The 16,118-nt window shown below is 61.3% G+C and carries 16 protein-coding genes and 1 pseudogene; 9 read left to right on the forward strand and 8 right to left on the reverse strand.

What is annotated here, in order from left to right:
- Positions 1 to 11: 11 nt before the first annotated feature.
- Together J3P82_RS13925 and J3P82_RS13930 are read left to right on the forward strand one after the other, a co-directional pair.
- Positions 12 to 125 (forward strand): annotated as a pseudogene (locus tag J3P82_RS13925) (hypothetical protein); the annotation flags it as partial.
- Between the two features lie 69 nt (positions 126 to 194).
- Positions 195 to 1,205: a DNA/RNA non-specific endonuclease gene (locus J3P82_RS13930; RefSeq protein ID WP_434557356.1), complete on the forward strand. Its 1,011-nt coding sequence runs from the start codon at positions 195 to 197 to the stop codon at positions 1,203 to 1,205.
- A gap of 67 nt (positions 1,206 to 1,272) precedes the next feature.
- On the opposite strand, the gene J3P82_RS13935 is transcribed toward J3P82_RS13930, so the two are convergent.
- From J3P82_RS13935 to J3P82_RS13950, 4 genes are all read right to left on the reverse strand, one after another.
- Positions 1,273 to 2,037 (reverse strand): SDR family NAD(P)-dependent oxidoreductase, encoded by a 765-nt coding sequence (locus tag J3P82_RS13935; RefSeq protein WP_434557357.1) that lies wholly within the window; start codon positions 2,035 to 2,037, stop codon positions 1,273 to 1,275.
- A 184-nt stretch (positions 2,038 to 2,221) separates the two neighbouring features.
- Positions 2,222 to 3,514, reverse strand: a complete 1,293-nt coding sequence (locus J3P82_RS13940) for a PQQ-dependent sugar dehydrogenase (protein ID WP_434557358.1) — start codon at positions 3,512 to 3,514, stop codon at positions 2,222 to 2,224.
- Complete coding sequence (locus J3P82_RS13945; protein WP_434557359.1) at positions 3,511 to 3,939, reverse strand: DUF2231 domain-containing protein; 429 nt, start codon at positions 3,937 to 3,939, stop codon at positions 3,511 to 3,513. The genes J3P82_RS13940 and J3P82_RS13945 overlap by 4 nt, the downstream gene beginning before the upstream one ends.
- Positions 3,940 to 4,075: 136 nt before the next feature.
- Positions 4,076 to 4,999: a LysR family transcriptional regulator gene (locus tag J3P82_RS13950; protein ID WP_434557360.1), complete on the reverse strand. Its 924-nt coding sequence runs from the start codon at positions 4,997 to 4,999 to the stop codon at positions 4,076 to 4,078.
- Between the two features lie 113 nt (positions 5,000 to 5,112).
- On the opposite strand from J3P82_RS13950, the gene J3P82_RS13955 reads away from it, so the two are divergent.
- From J3P82_RS13955 to J3P82_RS13965, 3 genes are all read left to right on the forward strand, one after another.
- Positions 5,113 to 6,108, forward strand: a complete 996-nt coding sequence (locus J3P82_RS13955) for an aldo/keto reductase (protein WP_434557361.1) — start codon at positions 5,113 to 5,115, stop codon at positions 6,106 to 6,108.
- Positions 6,109 to 6,215: 107 nt separating this feature from the next.
- Entirely contained in the window at positions 6,216 to 7,625 is a 1,410-nt protein-coding gene (potE, locus tag J3P82_RS13960; RefSeq protein ID WP_434557362.1) for a putrescine-ornithine antiporter, read from the forward strand.
- The gene (locus tag J3P82_RS13965; RefSeq protein WP_434557363.1) at positions 7,622 to 9,925 is read left to right on the forward strand and encodes an Orn/Lys/Arg decarboxylase N-terminal domain-containing protein; all 2,304 of its coding nucleotides are present in this window, start codon (positions 7,622 to 7,624) and stop codon (positions 9,923 to 9,925) included. The genes potE and J3P82_RS13965 overlap by 4 nt, the downstream gene beginning before the upstream one ends.
- 21 nt (positions 9,926 to 9,946) lie before the next feature.
- Here the strand turns inward: J3P82_RS13965 and J3P82_RS13970 are convergent, their stop codons facing one another.
- On the reverse strand, positions 9,947 to 10,642 hold the full coding sequence (locus tag J3P82_RS13970; protein ID WP_434557364.1) for a tRNA (adenine(22)-N(1))-methyltransferase: 696 nt from the start codon (positions 10,640 to 10,642) through the stop codon (positions 9,947 to 9,949).
- A gap of 241 nt (positions 10,643 to 10,883) precedes the next feature.
- Between J3P82_RS13970 and J3P82_RS13975 the strand changes: the two genes are divergently transcribed.
- On the forward strand, positions 10,884 to 11,618 hold the full coding sequence (locus J3P82_RS13975; RefSeq protein ID WP_434563825.1) for a substrate-binding periplasmic protein: 735 nt from the start codon (positions 10,884 to 10,886) through the stop codon (positions 11,616 to 11,618).
- 15 nt (positions 11,619 to 11,633) lie between these two features.
- Here the strand turns inward: J3P82_RS13975 and J3P82_RS13980 are convergent, their stop codons facing one another.
- Entirely contained in the window at positions 11,634 to 12,092 is a 459-nt protein-coding gene (locus J3P82_RS13980; protein WP_434563827.1) for a winged helix-turn-helix transcriptional regulator, read from the reverse strand.
- Positions 12,093 to 12,197: 105 nt separating this feature from the next.
- Here J3P82_RS13980 and J3P82_RS13985 point away from each other — a divergent pair, with 105 nt between their 5' ends.
- Positions 12,198 to 13,454 carry an MFS transporter gene (locus J3P82_RS13985; protein WP_434557365.1) on the forward strand — a complete coding sequence of 419 codons (1,257 nt, stop codon included), beginning with the start codon at positions 12,198 to 12,200 and terminating at the stop codon, positions 13,452 to 13,454.
- The gene (locus tag J3P82_RS13990; protein WP_186642823.1) at positions 13,430 to 13,702 is read left to right on the forward strand and encodes a YceK/YidQ family lipoprotein; all 273 of its coding nucleotides are present in this window, start codon (positions 13,430 to 13,432) and stop codon (positions 13,700 to 13,702) included. The genes J3P82_RS13985 and J3P82_RS13990 overlap by 25 nt, the downstream gene beginning before the upstream one ends.
- 22 nt (positions 13,703 to 13,724) lie before the next feature.
- Here the strand turns inward: J3P82_RS13990 and J3P82_RS13995 are convergent, their stop codons facing one another.
- Positions 13,725 to 14,615, reverse strand: coding sequence for a LysR substrate-binding domain-containing protein (locus tag J3P82_RS13995; RefSeq protein WP_434557366.1), 891 nt, complete (start codon positions 14,613 to 14,615; stop codon positions 13,725 to 13,727).
- A 106-nt stretch (positions 14,616 to 14,721) separates the two neighbouring features.
- Between J3P82_RS13995 and J3P82_RS14000 the strand changes: the two genes are divergently transcribed.
- Positions 14,722 to 15,177: a PACE efflux transporter gene (locus J3P82_RS14000; protein WP_434557367.1), complete on the forward strand. Its 456-nt coding sequence runs from the start codon at positions 14,722 to 14,724 to the stop codon at positions 15,175 to 15,177.
- 12 nt (positions 15,178 to 15,189) lie between these two features.
- On the opposite strand, the gene J3P82_RS14005 is transcribed toward J3P82_RS14000, so the two are convergent.
- The gene (locus tag J3P82_RS14005) at positions 15,190 to 16,044 is read right to left on the reverse strand and encodes a LysR family transcriptional regulator (protein WP_434557368.1); all 855 of its coding nucleotides are present in this window, start codon (positions 16,042 to 16,044) and stop codon (positions 15,190 to 15,192) included.
- Positions 16,045 to 16,118 lie beyond the last annotated feature (74 nt).

Consider the following 16,118-nt stretch of genomic DNA (forward strand, 5'->3'; position numbering starts at 1 on the left):
CGCTTTCTGAAGTTCTGTCGGGCCCGGCCAAGGACCTGTCGCTGCAGCTGTCCCATGTCACCCACCGTGCCAAAGACGCCCAGGCGGGCGACGACATCGACAGGCTCTACATCGTTATCCAATAACCGCTCAAGCTGGCAATGCTAGGGCCATTTGGAAGGAACACATCATCAAAGCTTCACGGTGCCTACGGCATGATGGTCGCTACCGAGCCCGCTCGTAGCAACGTTTATCAGCCCAGCGAGGAAGCGCCCGTGCCGTCATCAGCATCACCGATAAATGTGTCCCATCGACCACGACTGGCGGACCTCAAGCCGCTCGTTCAGCCCGTGCAACCCGTCGCCAATGAGCTGCGCCCGCCGACGGACCCCAGGGTCACCCCGGCAACGCAGTTGGAAAACCGAGAGGGATACCGCAGCGATTTCCTCGGCGAGTTCATGGTGCCCTGGCCTGCCCTTGATGCCGAGCAGGCAAAGGACGCCTATTCAACAGGCAACACCGGTAACCGCCTGGATTACACCCATTTCTCTATCACGATGTCGCGGCATCGACGGTTGGCGCTCGTTGCGGGGGTCAACATCGACGGCGCCAGCAGTGTCGAAATCGACCGCAAGCGCGATGCCTGGGCCTATGACGGTCGGCTGCCCAGCGACGCACAGATCGGCGAAGCACTCTACGCCGACAACCTGTTGGATCGCGGCCACCTCGTCAGGCGCCAGGATCCGAACTGGGGACAAGAGGCACACACGGCCAATGGCGACACGTTCCACTTCACCAACTGCTCGCCGCAAATGGCGGCCTTCAATCAGAAAACCTGGTTGGAGCTTGAGGACTACATTCTCGACAACACCCGCCGGTGGAAAGGCAGAGCGACGGTGTTCACCGGGCCACTGTTCCGTGAGGATGATCCCACCTACAGAGACGTACAAATTCCCACCGCATTCTGGAAAGTCGTGGCATTTCTCAGCGACGACGGCAAGCCATCCGCCAGTGCCTATATGATTGACCAGCAGCGCGAGCTCGGGAAACTTCAACTGGTATTCGGCGCGCTTAAAACCTACCGGCACAGCGTCGACCAGATTGAATCACTCACGGGCATTCGCTTCGGTGGCCTGGCTGACTACGATGGTTTTTCCAACGAGGAACGCTTGACGGGAACACGGATTGAAGCGGCAATCCGGGGTCCGGAGGATATTCTGCTTTAGCGGCCCGACCGGCGCCCGAGGTGTGTGCGCCGGTCGGGCTCTCAGCGGTCGCTCCCGCTCCGCAAGATCAGCCAGCGGTGACGGTCATGCCGCCATCGGCCATGACCACCGAACCGACCATGAAACTGGCGCGGTCGGACGCCAGGAAGGCGACCACCTCGGCGATTTCTTCCGGCTGCGCGGCGCGGCCGATAGGGGCTGCTTCACCGTGCTGGGCGAGGAACGCCGCGCCATCTTCCACCACGTCATTGAGAATATTGGTGACCACATCGCCGACACCGACCGCATTGACGCGAATGCCATGCTCGATGACTTCCAGCGCCAACGTGCGAGTCAGCTGCGCCAGTGCTCCCTTGGACGCGGTGTAGGCGGCAATGGTCGGGAAAGCAAAATAGGAGGCGTAGGAGGCAATGTTGACGATGGCCCCCGACTTGTTGGGCATCATCGCCTTGACCGCCTCGCGTGAATGCAGGAACGCCGCGGTGGCGTTGACGGCCTGGATGCGTTCCCAGTCCTGGCGCGTCATGTCGACGACCAACTTGTTGATGATGATCCCGGCGTTATTGACCAGGATGTCCAGCCGGCCGAACTGCTCGACCGCCAGGCCCACCGCGCGCTCGGCGGCGCCGTCCTCGGCGATGTCGGCCACCAGCGGCACCAGCCCCGGACGGGCCAGCTCGTTGACGGCGGGGTTGATGTCCTCGGCAATCACCTTGGCGCCACGGGTATGCAGCATCAGGGCGATAGCCTTGCCAATACCGCTGGCGGCGCCGGTCACCAGCGCGACTTTGCCTTCCACTTCGTTAGGGATGTTGTGTTTGAAATCGCTCATGGTCGTTCTCCTCGTTTACAGCCGACGAGGTATTCGCCGGCGCGCTGTCGTGATTGACGGCTTCACTGTCGCGCAACGAGGGTTAACGGGCTTTGGTGATGTTGCGGGGACTGTCGGGGTTTTGCGCGAACTTGCAAAACCAGCGGGATAGGCCGGGGCGACGGTGCGCCCCGGGCCTCATGCACTATGGCTTGCGCGTGACCCTCCACACGGTGTTCGCCAGGTCATCAGCAATGATCAACGCACCTCGAGGATCGACCGTCACACCGACGGGACGCCCACGGGTCTTGCCATCGGAACCGCGGAAGCCCGTGGCGAAGTCCACCGCCTCACCCGCAGGGCGACCGTCGCGGAACGGCACGAAGATCACTTTGTAGCCCACCGGCTGATCACGGTTCCAGCTGCCGTGCTCGCCGACGAATGCGCCTTCGGCGAACTGTTCGCCCATGGCGGGAATCGAGAAATCGACACCGAGCGCGGCGACGTGGGACCCGAGGCTGTAGTCGGGCTTGACCGCAGCGGCGACTTTTTGCGGATCCTGCGGTTGCGCGCGCGGGTCGACGTTCTGCCCCCAATAGCTATAGGGCCAGCCATAGAACGCGCCTTCGCGCACCGAGGTCAGGTAATCCGGCACCAGGTCGGGGCCCAACTCGTCGCGTTCGTTGACCACCGTCCACAACTGCCCGGAGCCAGGCTCGACCTTGAGCGCCGTCGGATTACGCAGACCGGTCGCGTAGGGTTTGTGGGCGCCCGTCTCGGCGTCGATCTGCCAGACCATGGCCCGGTCGATCTCAACTTCCATGCCGCGCTCGGTGACGTTGCTGTTCGAGCCTATGCCGACGTACAGCGAGCGGCCGTCGGGGCTGGCGGTCAAGGCCTTGGTCCAGTGGTGGTTGATCGCCGACGGCAGGTCGGTGACCTTGACGGGCGGACCGCTGGCCTTGGTCTGGCCGTCTGCGTAATCAAAGCGAACCAGCGCATCCTGGTTCGCCACGTACAGCTTGCCGTTGGCAAACGCCAGGCCATACGGCGCATTGAGGTTTTCGGCGAAGACCGTCTTGAGTTCGTAAGTGCCGTCGCCATCTGCATCGCGCAACAACGTGAGGCGATTGCCGCCCTTGACCTGGGTGTTGCCCTTGGCCTTGATGACGCTGGCAATCACGTCCTTGGGCTTGAGCTTCGCGGCGTTTCCGCCACGGCCCTCGGCGACAATAATGTCGCCGTTTGGCAAGACCAGCGTTTGACGCGGAATCTTCAGATCGGTCGCAATGGCGGTGATGTCGTAGCCTTGGGGCACCGTCGGCTTCTGGTCTCCCCACGCCACCGGCTCGGCGATTTTCATGCTGGGCAACAGGCCACGCTGGGGCTCTGGCAATTTAGGGTCGGGACCCAGTGCCTGGGTCGCGTCCCCTTCTCCTCCGCAAGCGCTCAGCAGCAGCGCCATGCTCAAGGCAGTCAATGCGATGCGCGGTTTCATTGCTCACCTCCCGAACGCAGGTTGGTAAGGCCGATCCACGCCGCCACGCAGGCCAGCAGCGTCGCGATGACAGACAGCACGAGGCCTTGGGGCATGATGGCCCAGGCGTCCTTGGCGTGTTCGAAAGCGTTGACCAACCCGAGGACCCAAGTGACCAGCAACAGCAGGAAGTACGCCAGCGGACGCCCGGCCTTGCGTTCGGCCCGGAGCAGATTGACCAGGGCGAACACCAGCGCCAGTCCACAAAACACCAGCCCACCGGCAATCAGCCAGGAGGCGAAATTGCTCCATTGGATCTGGTAGGTCTTGAAGTAAGCGATGTCGCTCAATAGCGCACCGAGAAACAGGGGAACGGTGCCGGCCAGCAAGACCGCGTGGAGCGGTCCTGGCGTGCTTCGGTAGAGGGGATGAGCGGTAACGGTCATTGGCAACTCCTTTTCGTTCAGCGGCCCTGATCGTTATCCGGTGAGAAGGCGATCAGGGTTGCGTTGATGACGCTAGGAAAATGATCGCGCTGCCAAGGCGTTAGTTCCGATATTTTCGTTGGCCCAGGATCTTCGGCTATATCTTCACCATCAGTTCCCCCTGCGCATCCGCCACGCCATGCAGCAACTCGATCACCCAATCGATAAACACCCGTACCCGGGGCGACAGTTGTCGATGCGGTGGGTAGACCATTGAAATCGGCCATAACGGCACCGGATGGTCTTTCAGCACCTCTATCAGCCGGCCCTCGGCCAGCTGCCGTTGGACGTGATAGCGCGGCACCTGGACCAAACCGAACCCGGCTTCACAGGCCGTGACGTAGGCGTCGGCATTGTTGACGGTCAGTTCGCCCGGTAGTTGCAACTCGCGCACCTGCCCTGCGACTTCGAATTCAAATGGAAAAAATCGTCCGCCGCCGGATGCAAAGCCGATGGCCTGGTGCGCAGTCAAATCCTCCGGTCGCAGCGGCGTTCCGGCGCGAGCCAGGTAACCGGGGCTGGCGCAGGTGAGCTGGGACAAGCGCACGACTGGCCGCGCCACCAATGCCTGGTCAGTGATGTTGCCGGCGCGGATTGCGCAGTCCACGCCCTCGCGCTGCAAGTGCACCTGGCGGTCATGAAAACCGATGTCCAGTTGCAACTGCGGATAGCGCCGATAAAAGTCCGGCAGGTTCGGCACGATCCAGGTGCAGCCGAACGCGATGGGCATGTCCACCCGCAAGGTGCCGCGAGGCTGGCTGCGTTGCGCAGACAGAGAGCCTTCGAGATCGTCCAATTCGTCCAGCAATTGGCCGCAGCGCTGGTAATAGGCTTGGCCATCGAGCGTGGCGCGCACTTGCCGCGTCGTGCGCTGTAGCAGTTGCACGCCCAGATGACCTTCGAGTTGTTGAATCAACAGGCTGACCGTGGCTCGTGGCAAGCCAAGATCATCGGCCGCCTTGCCAAAACCGCCCAATTCAACAATGCGCCGGAACACCTGCATGGCGTGTAATCGGTCCATAACGACACTCACTGTTCAGAAATCACGAATAGTTAAACCAGAATTGCCGGGTTTATCCAGAAATTCATGTACGGGACACTGGCCCTGTCATTCATTTCTTCGGAGTCAACCGCATGATCACTCGCCAACTCGGCCAAAACGGCCCACACGTCAGCGCCATCGGCCTGGGCTGCATGGGCATGTCGGACTTCTACACCACCGGGATCGACCCGCAAGAAGCCATTGCTACGCTCCACCGCGCCGTGGAGCTGGGCGTGACGCTGTTCGATACCGCCGACATGTATGGGCCTTACACCAACGAGACACTGCTCGGGCAAGCCTTGCGTGGCAAGCGTGAAGGGATCTACCTGGCGAGCAAGTTCGGCCTGGTGCGCAGCGAAGACCCCCACGCCCGGGGCGTCAACGGCCACCCCGATTACGTCCGACAGTCCGTCGACGGCAGTCTCAAGCGCCTCGATACCGATTACCTGGACCTCTATTACCAACACCGCATTGACCCGCAGGTGCCGGTAGAAGAAACGGTTGGCGCCATGGCAGAATTGGTCAAGGCCGGCAAGGTGCGCCACATCGGTCTCTCGGAAGCCAGCGCCGAGACGATCCAGCGGGCGCATGCGGTGCATCCTTTGGCGGCCGTGCAAAGCGAATACTCGCTGTGGTCCAGGGAGCCCGAGCACAACGGCGTGCTGGAAACCTGCCGGCGCCTGGGGATCGCCTTCGTCGCCTATAGCCCATTGGGTCGCGGTTTCCTGACGGGCGAACTGAAGGCCCCGGAGGATTTTGCCGCCGATGACTATCGCCGCTTCAATCCACGCTTCGAGGCCGACAATTTCTATCGCAACCTCGAGCTGGTCGAGCGAGTCAAGGCGTTGGCTGCGCAGAAAGACATCAGCGCCTCGCAATTGGCCCTGGCCTGGGTACTGGCCCAAGGGAGCAACGTGATCCCGATCCCAGGAACGAAACAGCGCAAGTATTTGGAGAGCAACGTAGCCGCGATCGGGGTTTCCCTGAACACCGATGAATTGAATCATCTGGATGAAATTTTCGGCGCCCAAGGAGCCGTGGCGGGCGCGCGATACGACGCTCAGGTGATGACCTTGCTCGACGGCTGAACAGCAACACGGTTGAGGGGGTGAAGGTAACGGCCCGGCCTTTCCTTGCTTAACAAAAAACCTCTGCTATAGCTTAAACCCTTCACTTTCTAATGCGAGGCAAGGGAATGTCAGCTGCCAAGAAAATGAGCGTGGGGCAGCTGACCATGCTGACTGCCGTCAATATGCTAGGGTCCGGCATCGTGCTGCTGCCGACCAAGCTCGCCGAAGTGGGCGGTATTTCGATCCTTTCCTGGCTGATCACAGCCACGGGCTCGCTCGCATTGGCCTACGCCTTTGCCCGCTGCGGCATGCTCAGCCGCAAGACCGGCGGCATGGGCGGATACGCTGAATACACCTTCGGCAAGTCCGGCAACTACATCACCAACTACACCTACGGCCTTTCGCTGCTGATTGCCAACGTGGCGATCAGCATCACCGCCGTCGGCTATATCCAGACGCTCTTCAGTATCCAGCTCGACTCGCTGCAGGTCGGCCTGGCAACCATCGCATTATTGTGGCTGACCACCTTTGCCAATTTCGGCGGGGCACGCATTACCGGCAAGATTGGCGCCGTGACAGTGTGGGGCGTGATAGCCCCGGTGGTGCTGGTTTCGACGGTCGGTTGGTTCTGGTTCGACAGCAGCATCTACGCAGCCGGTTGGAACCCTCACGACATGAACTGGTACGAGGCGGCCGGCGCTTCCGTGGCGATCACCCTTTGGGCGTTCCTGGGGTTGGAGTCGGCGTGCGCCAACGGCGACGCGGTGGAAAACCCCGAGAAAAACGTGCCGATTGCGGTCCTCGGCGGCACGCTGGGCGCGGCGGTGATCTACATCGTTTCAACCAATGTCATCGCCGGCATCGTCGACAACGCCGAGCTGGTCTCATCCACTGCGCCGTTCGGCCTGGTCTTCGCCAAGATGTTCACGCCGCTGGTGGGGAATATCGTCATGGGCCTGATGGTCATGGCGTGTGTCGGCTCGCTGCTCGGCTGGCAGTTCACCGTCGCCCAGGTCTTCAAGAGTTCGGCGGACACCGGGTACTTCCTGCCGATCTTCGCCAAGGCCAACAAGCACGGCGTGCCGATCATCAGCATGCTGATCTTGCTGGCGATGCAGACAGCGTTGGCATTGCTGACCATCAGTCCCGACCTCGCCAAGCAATTCGACACCTTGGTGAACCTCGCCGTGGTCACCAACCTGGTGCCCTACATCCTCTCCATGGCGACGCTGATGACCCTGCAAAAAGTCTCGAATGTCCCGGCCAACAAAGCACTGGTCACCAACATTGTCGCGGGCGTCGCCGCGGCCTACAGCTACCTGGCGCTGTACAGCTCGGGGGAACAGGCGCTGATGCTGGGCGGCGTGGCGGTCATCGTCGGCTATACGCTGTTCGGTTACGTCAATACCCGCCTGATCCGTCTTGAAGCGTTGAACAATAGCGTACCGACCCAGACCGTCGCGGCGCAGCACATCGTTGGCGAGCCCATTCCCGTCAACCACCTGAAGACGGCCAACCAGGAGGCCTTGCCATGACGGAACAGCGAAATCTATTGGGGATGCTGGCCTTGCTGGTGTCCAACGCGCCAGACAAGCGCAGCGTGTTCGGTCGAGCGCTGATCCAGTTGATAAGCGATGTGGAAGACCGCGCCGTCAGTGTGCTGACCTCCGAAAACCTGAGCGATGCCAAGTCGATCCTGAGCTCCGACCCGGCGATCCAGTGTGTGCTGCTCAGTTGGGAAATAGACACCAGCGAAGACCACCGCGAATGCATCGACTTGCTCACCGCGCTGCGCGAACGCAACACCCGGGTGCCGGTCTTCCTGATCAGCGATCGCAGCACCGCCTCCAACGTACCGCTGATCGTCATGCAACATGCCGACGACTTCATCTGGCTGCCGGAAGACACCAGCCGCTTCCTCAGCGGACGGATCCTGGCCGCCATCGAGCGCTATCGCCAGGCGGTACTGCCGCCGATGTTCGGCGCCCTGCTGAAGTTCGCCCGCAGCTACGAGTATTCCTGGCACACACCGGGGCATGCCGGTGGCACGGCTTTTCTGAAAAGCACGGCGGGCCGGGCGTTCTACGAGTTCTTCGGTGAAAACCTGCTGCGCTCGGACCTGTCGATTTCCGTCGGCGAACTGGGTTCGTTGCTCGACCACAGCGGCCCTATCGGCCAGGGCGAGCGCTATGCCGCCAAGGTGTTCGGCGCGCATCGCACCTACTACGTCACCAATGGCTCGTCGATGTCCAACCGGGTCATCCTCATGGCCAGCGTGACGCGCGACCAGATCGCGCTGTGTGATCGCAACTGCCACAAATCCGCAGAGCACGCGATGACCCTGTCCGGGGCCATTCCGACCTATCTGGTGCCGACCCGCAACCGCTTCGGCATCATTGGCCCGATCCTGCCACAGACCCTCAGCGCCGAAGGCGTGAAGGCCGCCATCGCCAGCAATCCACTGGTCAAGAGCCACATCGACCCGACGCCGGTGCACGCCATCATCACCAACTCCACTTACGATGGCCTGACCTATAACGTCACCCGCGTCGAGGAACTGCTGGGGCAAAGTGTCGACAGGCTGCATTTCGACGAAGCCTGGTACGGCTATGCGCGGTTCAATCCGTTGTACAAGGACCGCTTTGCCATGCACGGCAGTCCGGACGATCACGACCCGTCGAAACCGACCGTGTTCGCCACCCAGTCCACGCATAAATTGCTCGCGGCGCTGTCCCAGGCCTCGATGATCCACGTGCGCAACGGGCGTAACCCGATTCCTCATGGGCGCTTCAACGAGTCGTACATGATGCATGCTTCCACCTCGCCCAATTACGCGATCATGGCCTCGTGCGATGTCAGCTCGGCCATGATGGAGGCGCCCAGCGGGCAGATCCTGACCAGCGAAGCGATCGAGGAAGCCGTCGCCTTCCGCCAGGTCATCTCGCATATGCAAAGCGAGATGTTCAGCCATGACGACTGGTTCTTCTCCTGCTGGCAAACGCCATCGGTGCAGGTGGATGGACGGGCGATACCGTTTCACGAGGTCGATCCGGCCAGGCTCAAGGCTGATCCGAGTTGCTGGGTGCTGCACCCCAATGAGGTCTGGCACGGCTTCGGTGACATTGAGGACGGCTACTGCATGCTCGATCCGATCAAGGTCTCGGTCCTCAGCCCCGGAATGGGCGATGACGGCAACCTGCTGGACTTCGGCATTCCGGCGTGTGTGCTCAGCGCCTACTTGGGCACCCAGGGTATCGTGGTCGAGAAAACCACCGACTTCACCATCCTGTTCCTGTTTTCCATCGGCATCACCAAAGGCAAATGGGGCACCTTGGTCAACGCCCTGCTCGACTTCAAGCGCGACTACGATGAGAACCTGGAACTGGAGATGTGCCTGCCCGACTTGCTGAGTGCCAACCAGCAACGCTACGCGGGCATGGGTCTCAAGGACCTGGCTGAAGAGATCTTCGCCGCCATGAAAAAAACCAAGACCACCGCCGCCATGGCCCAGGCCTTCGGCATGCTGCCCAAGGCGCAGTTCAGCCCGGTGGAGGCGTATGAAAAACTGGTCAGGAACGAGATCGAAACAGTGACCTTGGACGAAGCCGCCGGCCGGATCGCGGCAACGGGAATCGTCCCGTACCCGCCGGGGATTCCCCTGCTGATGCCAGGGGAAAACGCAGGACCTGCGGACGGGCCGATACTGACCTACCTCAAGGCGTTGGAAAACTTTGACCGCTCATTCCCCGGCTTCACCCATGACACCCATGGGATTGAGAACGAGTCAGGCGTCTATCAGCTGCTGGTACTGAAACAGGACGCGGCCGGCCAGTGATCGATTGGCTGAACCAATGGCTCACGCCAACAGCTCGCTGATCCAGCGGACCTGAAGCGCCATATCCTGCACCTTCTCTTCGGCCACGGCCTGCTGCGCCTGGGCAAAACTGACCAAGGTCTTTTGCTTGAGTCGTAGCAGGCGCTGCCACTTGGCCAGGAATACCGGGCTTCGAGCCTGCAGTTGCAACGGGCCGAAGTACAGCTCTTCGGCGGTGTATGCCACCGGCCCGTCGCGCTCGGCGACGATGATTTCGTAGTAGAAGCGCTTCTCTCGCAGCACTTCCTCGCTCACGATGCGGTAATCGTTGTCCATCAACCATTGACGCAGTGGCTGCTCGCCGCCGTTGGGTTGCAGGATCAAACGTTCCCGGCCACTCAAGCGGCCCTTACCAGCGTCGAGAATGTCGCGAATCGTCTCGCCGCCCATGCCGCACAGACTGATCGCCGTGATGCCGTCCCCAGGCTCGATGGCCGCCAGGCCGTTGGCCAGGCGCACGCTGATTTTCGCGTCCAGTCCGCTTTCGCGCACCGCGCGTTCGGCCGAGCGGAACGGCGTCACTGCCACCTCGCCAGCCAGCGCCGCCGTGATTACGCCACGGTTGATCAATGCTACCGGCAGGTAACCATGGTCCGAGCCGATGTCGGCCAGGCGTGCCCCTGCCGGCACATGCCTCGCCACGCGCTCCAGGCGCATGGACAACGTTTGTTCGTTCACACTTCCAACCTTTTCAACGGCAGCAAAATAGACGCGAGGACTCCCCGGCTAGCCAATTGTGCCAGAGCCTGATTCACGACGTCCCACAGTGAATGCATCTGGCTGATTCTCCCCAGGCAACTGAGGGACCGTTCTCATAACGGCGCCACAGCCGACGTCAGCCATTTGATTGGGTCTATGCTTGTATTGGGTTCGCATAAGAACAGGGGACCACCCATCGGGAGAACATGTGAAGTATTCGATGCCTGCCGCAGCGCTGCTTTGTCTATTGCTCGGCTCAGCGAACGCAGCCGAGCCCTATCAAGTCGTGACTGAGGAATGGGCTCCCTACAACTACATGGAAAACAATCAGCTCACCGGCATGACCACGGAAATTGTCCGGGCCATCATGACGCTGACCGGAGACGACTTCGAAATATCGTTGCAACCGAGCATGCGCGCCACGCAGGTATTGAAGAACCGGCCCAAGACCATCATGTATTCGTTGTTCCGCACACCGGAGCGCGAACCGTTGTACAAGTGGGTCGGGCCACTCGTCGAAGAATCCATCCACGCCTATCAACTGTCCAGTTCGCCGCCGATCAACTCCCTGGAGCAGTTACTGCGGGCCCCGCAGGTCACCACGCGGCATGCCGGCCTGGTGCCCCAGATGCTGCAATCACTGGGTTTCAATAACCTGGACAAAAGCGCAACCGAAAGCAAACTGCTCTACCGCATGCTGCTGGCCGGGCGAACCAACATCATTGTCGGCGACACCGCTGCGGGAGTGGCTTACTACAGTCGGCAGTTGAGCATCGCCCCCGGCACCCTGCGCAAAATCCCCATCGAGCTTTATCGCTCCTCGCTGTACATCGCTTTCAACACTGGCAGTGACGACGAACTGATCGCCGCATGGACCCGCGCGTTGGAGCAACTGCGCCAGTCCGGTGAACTGGCGCGCATCCAGCGGCGCTATGAACAACCGACCCAACAGTAGAAAACAGGCCTGGCCTCAAGGCTCGTCGCCTATCCGTCTTGCCCGGTGACAATCCCAGGATTGGACCTTCTGGCCGCTCGAGGAGCGAACCTCGATCGGCATCAGCGGCTGTCCGGATGCGTTGTCCAACAGCTCCGAACGCGTCTCTTGCGGCGCGAACAGGAACCGCTCGCCCCACTGCCTCAAGCTGACCACGACCGGGAAGATCTCCTGTCCTTTTTCCGTCAGGACATACTCCTTGTAGGCGCTTCCATCCGAGGCAGGTCGCACGGCGAACACGCCGACCTCGACCAAGGCTTTCAGGCGCGACGCCAAGATGTTCTTGGCCACGCCAAGGTTCTTCTGGAACTCACTGAATCGGCGGATGCCATCGAAGGCATCGCGAATGATCATCAGCGACCAGCGATCGCCAATGACCTCCAAGGACCGGGAGACCGGGCACTCGCTGTTATGTGATGGAGCATCTTTCAACATCATGTCTGGCCTGCACTTGGTCAAAGTAGTTGCAATTTAAAACCTAAACCAGCAAAAACCCAATCAGGTATTCAATTGCAACCAGATTACACCATGGAGGCGCGCATGACCGCATACACCGACGTGAACCGAGGCTTGTCAGCGACGCTCACTTTACTGTTTTCAGTCACGTGCGCCCTCGCTGTCGCCAACGTCTACTTCGCGCAACCCTTGCTCGCCTCGATAGCGCAAAGCCTGGACGTCGCCCCCGGGTTGATCGGTATCGTGGTAACGGCGACTCAGATCGGATACGCGCTCGGACTGCTGTTCATTGTGCCACTGGGGGACAAGGTCAATCCCCGGAAACTGATTTTGACGCTCGTTGCGCTGTCCGTGGTTGCGTTGGCGGCGGTCGGCGCATCACGCCATTGGTGGGTCCTGCTAAGCGCCATGATCGTGACGGGGCTATTGGCAGTGGTCGTCCAGGTGCTGGTCGCCTACGCCGCCACGCTGTCGGCGCCATCGCAACGCGGGCAGGCGGTGGGCACTATTACCAGCGCGATTGTGCTGGGCATTCTTCTGGCACGGTTTACCTCAGGATTGATTGCCGACCTGGCAGGCTGGCGTGCGGTTTATTTCGTGTCCTCGGGGCTGATGCTGCTCATCGCCGCGGTGTTCTGCAAAGTGATTCCTGCCACAACGTCGCCCCGCCACCGACAATCCTACCCTGCGCTGATCGGGTCGATGTTCAAGCTGTTCTTGACCGAACCGGCCTTGCGAATCAGGGGTCTGTTCGCCTTGCTGATCTTCGCCGCCTTTTCCGTGTTGTGGACCGCCATGGTCCTACCGTTGAGCGCCCCGCCGCTGTCACTTTCCCACACCGCTATCGGCCTGTTTGGCCTGGCCGGTGTCGCCGGTGCCCTGGCGGCCAGGAGAGCCGGTCGCTGGGCCGACCGAGGTTTCGGACGACGTGTAACCGGCCTGTCGCTGGGGCTCTTGGTGCTGTCCTGGCTGCCTATCGCCTTTGCCGAAAGCTCGCTGGTGGCCTTGGTCTGCGGGGTGATCTTGCTCGACTTCGCCGTGCAAGCCGTGCACGTCACCAACCAAAGCCTTATTTTCGCCGCCCGCCCCGACGCACAAAGTCGCATGGTCGGCGCCTACATGTGGTTCTATTCGATCGGCAGCGCGCTCGGGGCTGCCGCCGCCACTCAGGTGTATGCGCTTTGGGGCTGGACGGCGGTCAGTCTGCTAGGAGGGTCGATCAGTGCGCTGGCGTTGGCTTTGTGGGGTATTTCGATTCATATGTCGGGCCGCCCCTCGGCGATGCTACAGTCGCGCACCAACAACGAGGGAATGCCATGCGCATCATCGGAACGGCTCTAATCATCGCACTGCTGACGGGATGCGCGACCGCCAACGAAACCTTCGGCACCGGCGGCCTTTGCGGTGTCAGCCCGTATTGCGGCGTGTATTTCGATTACCAGGTGCTCAAGGAGGCGGTGACAGAGGATAACTCAACGTTCGCCAGTGCATTCGCGCCGTTCGCGGCCATCGACCTGCCCTTGAGTTTCGTCGCCGATACGTTGATCCTGCCCTACACCATTTTTCACATGAGACCGTCCGAGGAATAAAGGCGATTGGCGCGACGAACATTCAACCGCCAAGCGCGCCCTGCGCAAGCAACCATTCACTGAACGCCCGCACCGCCGGCTGCCGCTCTCGCCCGGGCACACACACCAAGGTGTAACGCGCGCCCGCGAGGCGAATCTCCGGGCGATAGGCGATCAACTGGCCGCGCGCGACAGCTTCGGCAACCAGTACCTGGCTGGCCAACACCAATCCGTGTCCGACGATGGCTGCCTGCAAGGCATGCTGTTCCTCGTCATAACGCCGCAGACGGGCGCTCTCCAACCAATCGCCAATGCCGGCCTTGGCGCACCAGGCCGGCCAATCGACCGTGACGGCGGAGCTGCTCAACCACGGCACATCGATCAATTCAACGGGCGCCCCCGTAGCAGGCGGTTGCCAGTCGGGACGACAATACACGCCGAAATACTCATCCAGCAGTGGCTGCTCGACCAGTTGCGGATCAGGTTTGAACAGGGCGCGAATCGCCAGGTCGATGCTCGCGTCACGCCGCAGGTCCACCACCTCGTTACTGCTGTGCAGCCGGACGCTGATGTCCGGGTGCAAGCGATAAAACCCTCCGAGCCGTGGGATCAACCACAGGCTGGCGAAGGCCGGCGTGGTGCTCACCACCAGCGATTGCGCCACGCAGGACGGGGACAACACTTGCAGGCCCTGCTGGATATCGAGCAGCGCCCGGTGGACGTAGGTGTGCAGGCGCTCACCATCGACGCTCAGGCGAACGCTTTGGCTGGAGCGTTCGAACAGGCGCACGCCCAGTAAGGTTTCGAGATTCTTGATCTGATGGGAGATCGCCGCGGCGCTGATGTTCAGCTCCTGGGCGGCAGCCTTGAAACTGCCTAGCCGTGCGGCAGACTCGAAGCCGCGCAAGGCGGTAAGGGGCAATTTGGCAAACATGGGCGCAAGCGTTACTCACGTTGAGCGAGGCTCAATTTAGCTCAATTGTGCGCGCACGCTCAACTCGCGAGGCTGTGCTCCTGCCCCCAAGATCCGGAGACTACCGATGCAAGGCGCACCTCGCAAAATCCTCCAGGCCATACTCTACGAAGCGGGCGGTGTCCTGTTCGTGGCACCGGCGCTGACGCTGATCTACCAGCAAGGCATGGGTTATTCCACCTTGCTGTCCTTGGTGATATCTGCCGTCGCGCTGGGCTGGAACATGCTATTCAACAGCGCGTTCGAATGGTGGGAGCGCCGCCAGCACAACCGTCAGCGCAACTGGCAACGGCGGTTGTTGCACTCCTTGGGGTTCGAAGGCGGTTTGACGCTGATCCTTACTCCGGTGATTGCCGCGTGGCTAGGCATCAGCCTGTGGCTGGCGCTGGTAACCAATCTGGGATTGTTTGTGTTTTTCTTCTTTTACTCGCTGGTTTTTCAATGGGGATTCGATCGGGTGTTCGATGTCCCGCTGTCGGCGCAGTCTGGACAGACCTCGACATCCAAAGCCAACGCCACGTGATAGCGTGCTGCCCTACAGCCGAAAGCGCTGCTGGATGGCCTGGCCAAGCAAGTCCACCGCTTCATCGTCGCGGGACGCCTGGGATCGCATGAACACCACGTCGTGGTCCGGGATCACCGGCAGCTCATCAAGGATCCGCATGTTTTCCGTCACCCGACCGCGGTCGATCAGGCTGATCGCCAACCCGGCCTCCACGCAGGCCTTGACGGCCTGGTTGGAAGGGCTTTCGAGGACGATTCGCACCTTGCGCCCGCTTTGCCGGAGCGCTTGCAGCATGACCTGTCGGTAAGGGCATTGCGCCGCGTGCACGGCCAGCGCCAGCGGCTCGGTCAAATTCGCCGTCGCGTGAAGCGCCGCGACCCAGACCGGTGTCGTGGTGACGAGGAACTCAACCTCAGCGTTGCGCGGGTCCTTCGGCTGGGTGAGCACGGCGGCCTGGAGCTTGCCGCGCTGGACCTGCTCACGCAGGGCATAGCTGGGGGCGGTCTTGAGCTCGAGAATGACGTTCGGCCAGGCTGCGGTGAACGTTGGGACAATGTCGCGGATGACATGGCCGGCGTATTCGTCGGGCACCCCCAAGGTGATCCGTCCCGCCAGCCGCGTGCCGTGCAAGTCGGCCAACACCCGGTCATGGGTCGTGAGCAGTTCCGTCGTGGAAACGAGCAGGCGCTTGCCCAACGCGGTCAGGGAGACCGCTTGATTGTCACGGTCCAGCAGCCGGCCACCGGCGACCGCTTCCAGTCGCTGGATGTGCACGCTGACCGCCGCCGGGCTCTTGTGAAGTTGCTGCGCGGCAGCGCTGAATTTGCCTATTCGCGCGACCGCATGAAAGGTTCGTATCAGCTCGATATCCAGTATGGCTGCCATGATTCATCCTTCGTGAACGACTACTGCAAGATATTTTGATTTATTAGATTAGCCGGCTTTCGTAGCCTGTGACC

This window comes from Pseudomonas sp. Z4-20 (assembly GCF_051131955.1).
Lineage (GTDB): Bacteria > Pseudomonadota > Gammaproteobacteria > Pseudomonadales > Pseudomonadaceae > Aquipseudomonas > Aquipseudomonas marvdashtae.

Excerpts from the sequence above, each read along its gene's own strand:
- J3P82_RS13935 (WP_434557357.1), bottom strand. The coding sequence starts at position 2,037 with ATGAGCGATTTCAAACACAACATCCCTAACGAAGTGGAAGGCAAAGTC.
- J3P82_RS13975 (WP_434563825.1), top strand. The coding sequence starts at position 10,884 with ATGCCTGCCGCAGCGCTGCTTTGTCTATTGCTCGGCTCAGCGAACGCA.
- J3P82_RS13940 (WP_434557358.1), bottom strand. The coding sequence starts at position 3,514 with ATGAAACCGCGCATCGCATTGACTGCCTTGAGCATGGCGCTGCTGCTG.
- potE (WP_434557362.1), top strand. The coding sequence starts at position 6,216 with ATGTCAGCTGCCAAGAAAATGAGCGTGGGGCAGCTGACCATGCTGACT.
- J3P82_RS13985 (WP_434557365.1), top strand. The coding sequence starts at position 12,198 with ATGACCGCATACACCGACGTGAACCGAGGCTTGTCAGCGACGCTCACT.
- J3P82_RS13945 (WP_434557359.1), bottom strand. The coding sequence starts at position 3,939 with ATGACCGTTACCGCTCATCCCCTCTACCGAAGCACGCCAGGACCGCTC.
- J3P82_RS13965 (WP_434557363.1), top strand. The coding sequence starts at position 7,622 with ATGACGGAACAGCGAAATCTATTGGGGATGCTGGCCTTGCTGGTGTCC.
- J3P82_RS13930 (WP_434557356.1), top strand. The coding sequence starts at position 195 with ATGATGGTCGCTACCGAGCCCGCTCGTAGCAACGTTTATCAGCCCAGC.
- J3P82_RS13950 (WP_434557360.1), bottom strand. The coding sequence starts at position 4,999 with ATGGACCGATTACACGCCATGCAGGTGTTCCGGCGCATTGTTGAATTG.
- J3P82_RS14000 (WP_434557367.1), top strand. The coding sequence starts at position 14,722 with ATGCAAGGCGCACCTCGCAAAATCCTCCAGGCCATACTCTACGAAGCG.
- J3P82_RS13990 (WP_186642823.1), top strand. The coding sequence starts at position 13,430 with ATGCGCATCATCGGAACGGCTCTAATCATCGCACTGCTGACGGGATGC.
- J3P82_RS13980 (WP_434563827.1), bottom strand. The coding sequence starts at position 12,092 with ATGTTGAAAGATGCTCCATCACATAACAGCGAGTGCCCGGTCTCCCGG.
- J3P82_RS13995 (WP_434557366.1), bottom strand. The coding sequence starts at position 14,615 with ATGTTTGCCAAATTGCCCCTTACCGCCTTGCGCGGCTTCGAGTCTGCC.
- J3P82_RS13955 (WP_434557361.1), top strand. The coding sequence starts at position 5,113 with ATGATCACTCGCCAACTCGGCCAAAACGGCCCACACGTCAGCGCCATC.
- J3P82_RS14005 (WP_434557368.1), bottom strand. The coding sequence starts at position 16,044 with ATGGCAGCCATACTGGATATCGAGCTGATACGAACCTTTCATGCGGTC.